This window comes from Moorena sp. (genome assembly GCF_982860115.1).
This window is the reverse complement of record NZ_CEYLVT010000422.1, coordinates 1-2,799: the sequence shown is the minus strand read 5'-3', so window position 1 is coordinate 2,799 and position 2,799 is coordinate 1. Positions and strand designations below refer to the sequence as shown.

Here is a 2,799-nt window from a genome sequence, read left to right as displayed (position 1 = left end):
ATTATGACTTATTACCACCGCCTACACCCGTGGGCTGTTGTTCGGCTATTGCCGCAAATGCAACGGGTCGTTGTTGCTCGGTTCCGCAATCGGTCTAATGCAGAAGGGCATTTAAAGGCTCTGAAACGGTTGATGCCGGATGCTGAATTTGTGATTGTGTTTGATGTTGGGAATGATTCTATGGGTGAAGAATCTAGGGATGACCGGGAATAGGGAATAGTTGGAGGTTGTGGCAGGAAACGGGCAAGATGCCCGTTCCACCCCTGATGGCTATTCCACCCACCGGGTCAAACACCTTTTGAGGAGATGCACCCGGATCGCAAGTAGTGTGTCAGTGCAATAGTTTTTTTTGGAATCATACTTGGTTTCCCAGCAGAAAATAAAAATGCGTTCGCGTAGCGTGGCCTACGGCCAATCACGTAGCGGCTCCATTCGCGTAGCGTGGCCCAAAGGCCAAGGAGCATCGCACTAGCACTATTCCTGACTTAGTCCTCAATTTTAATGGTTATTTCGTCAGTGCAACAGTTTTTTTTAGGAATCCTATGACTTAGCTAAAACTATTTTAAGTAAGGATTAGATCTTTTTAAGACTTAGGCCAAATGACAAGCTATGGCTAAAGTATGTAAGGAATATAATCTTTGTAAAAACTCTTCGGTATTAAAGACTAAGCTAACAGAAATTACTTAGACAAAATTTAGATATTATTTGTAAAGTTGGTGAGCTTTTTCCTTGAAAATTACTATTGATTTTACCTAGATTAAGGTAACAATAACGAAAGAAGTGTAACAATTTCATACAATGCTCAAACTTAAATCTCTAGGCTTATCCATTCTTGCCGCATCCGTTGTTTGCCATAGTCAAGCACTTGCCTCTGTTCCCGAGGTTGTACTAAACGATTTTACCGACTTTTATTTTTGGGAGGTTAATCCAGAAATGTCAAACAACAGTATCAAGTCTCACCAAACACAGTACAAAAAAGAGTGGTTGGCTATTAAAGACGTTTTGAAAGACAGGATAGTCTGGATGGAATTATATAGGTGTTATGCTGATGAGGGAGAGTATGGTTATGAAATTGAGGATTACGGGGAAACAATTACAGCAATAACCGACGCGGTATTCTATGCCCGTCGCCCTGAATTAAAGGGGCGTAAAATCACACTAAGTGAAACCCACCTAATTCGAGAGTGGAACTGGATAAAACAGAGTTTTCCATACAGTTTGTGTTAGTTAGCTTGGTATGTTAAGCACACAATAATTTACACAACACCTTTAAGTATTATTGTTTCAGTACAATAGTTTGCTGGGGAATCATACCTGATTTCCCAGCAAGAGGACAGCGACAACGGATTGCGATCGCCCGAGTTTTGCTGAAAAATCCCCAAATTGTTATTTTAGATGAAGCTACGTCTGCTCTAGATTCTGAATCAGAACAACTGATTCAAGAGTCTATTAAACAGCTTTTTAAAGGACGCACTAGCTTAGTGATTGCTCATCGACTGTCTACTATTGCTGATGTTGATTTAATTGTAGTGCTAGAAAAAGGCGAGATTGTGGAAACTGGAACCCATACGGAATTAATTGCTCAAGGGGGAAGGTATGCTTATCTGTATGAACTGCAATTTGTGAAGTCAGGGAATTAAGTAGGATAGATGTATTGTTGTGATTATCCACTACATTCTGAGGCAAGGGTGTGGATTGAGACTATTTATAATAGTTATGCTCATGGAGACGATATCACACTACTCTAATCAATGCCCACGTTGTTGAAATTGGCAATAATTGCCGCTCATCTATCGGTCTATCTGGTTGCTGCGGTTAACATCTGGATTTTTTCTTATTGGAGTCAATTCTATACTTCTGTTGTCAAGGTGCGATCGCTACCACTGATCTACTGTGGCTACGCTTGTTTTGCGATCGCTAACTCCTACGAAATTGCTGAACACATCGGGGATGAGTGGGTTTATGTCAGTCAATTTTCTGATCTCAATCGGCTATTCTATACCTTCATTACTGCTGGCATGTGCTTGATTGCCCTGGGACTGAAAAAATCCCGCTTTCTGGATTTCATCTTAGTTGCCAGCACGGTTGCTGTTCCCCTACTTTATGGTGTTCAAGAGGGCAAAGAATTAATGCAGTTGGTGCAATTAGTTCCTTCGATAATTTTTGTGTATAACTGGTACGTAGTTATGAGGGACTGGCGAGTTTTTCTATTCCCATTATTCGCAAATGTGATCACTGTTGGTTTTGGTATTGCCCTGATTGTTACCGGACAGCAGGCGCTTCATCTGTTCGTCGGTTCTGCTTCAGCGATTGGCTTGCTAATTCTTGGGCGAGTGGCGTGGGTAAAACCAAAAAGACATTCCAAGGGATAACTTTGGAAAGTAAAAAAAAACGATTAAAAAAAACGACTGGTTACTTTACCAATAATTTGTTGAGAATCGACTAAACCAAAAGAGCGGCTATCGGTACTTTCTATTGGGTTGTCTCCTTCTAGGAAACAACGTCCATCTTCCAGCACCACAGTTACCCGTTTCACCAATCGCAACTGCTTTCGGTAAGGGTGTCTAGCCACAACAATGTCACCAACCTTGGGCGGCATGTGCCGATAAGCTCTCGGATCAATTAAGAGCTCCTCTCCTGGTTGGAGCAGGGGAATCATGGATGCTCCTGTAACTCGGAAGCGCAACCGTTTTCGCAATATCAACAGTATAAGCTCAGGAATACTGTTTTTGGGAAAAAGCATTTGAATTAAGAATTAAGAATTAAGAATTAAGAATTAAGAATTAAGAATTAAGAATT

4 protein-coding genes and 1 pseudogene are annotated in these 2,799 nt (G+C 41.2%); 4 read left to right on the top strand and 1 reads right to left on the bottom strand.

The features are described from left to right. Positions 1-3: 3 nt before the first annotated feature. From AC4II3_RS32310 to AC4II3_RS32295, 4 genes and pseudogenes are all read left to right on the top strand, one after another. On the top strand, positions 4-213 hold the full coding sequence (locus AC4II3_RS32310; RefSeq protein WP_488029520.1) for a hypothetical protein: 210 nt from the start codon (positions 4-6) through the stop codon (positions 211-213). Positions 214-798: 585 nt separating this feature from the next. Next, positions 799-1,227, top strand: a complete 429-nt coding sequence (locus AC4II3_RS32305; protein WP_488017239.1) for a hypothetical protein — start codon at positions 799-801, stop codon at positions 1,225-1,227. Between the two features lie 104 nt (positions 1,228-1,331). After that, positions 1,332-1,640: pseudogene (locus AC4II3_RS32300) on the top strand (ATP-binding cassette domain-containing protein); the annotation flags it as partial. A 111-nt stretch (positions 1,641-1,751) separates the two neighbouring features. Then, entirely contained in the window at positions 1,752-2,372 is a 621-nt protein-coding gene (locus AC4II3_RS32295; protein WP_488017238.1) for a hypothetical protein, read from the top strand. Between the two features lie 23 nt (positions 2,373-2,395). Here the strand turns inward: AC4II3_RS32295 and sodX are convergent, their stop codons facing one another. Beyond that, the gene (sodX, locus tag AC4II3_RS32290) at positions 2,396-2,743 is read right to left on the bottom strand and encodes a nickel-type superoxide dismutase maturation protease (protein ID WP_488029521.1); all 348 of its coding nucleotides are present in this window, start codon (positions 2,741-2,743) and stop codon (positions 2,396-2,398) included. Positions 2,744-2,799: the final 56 nt, after the last annotated feature.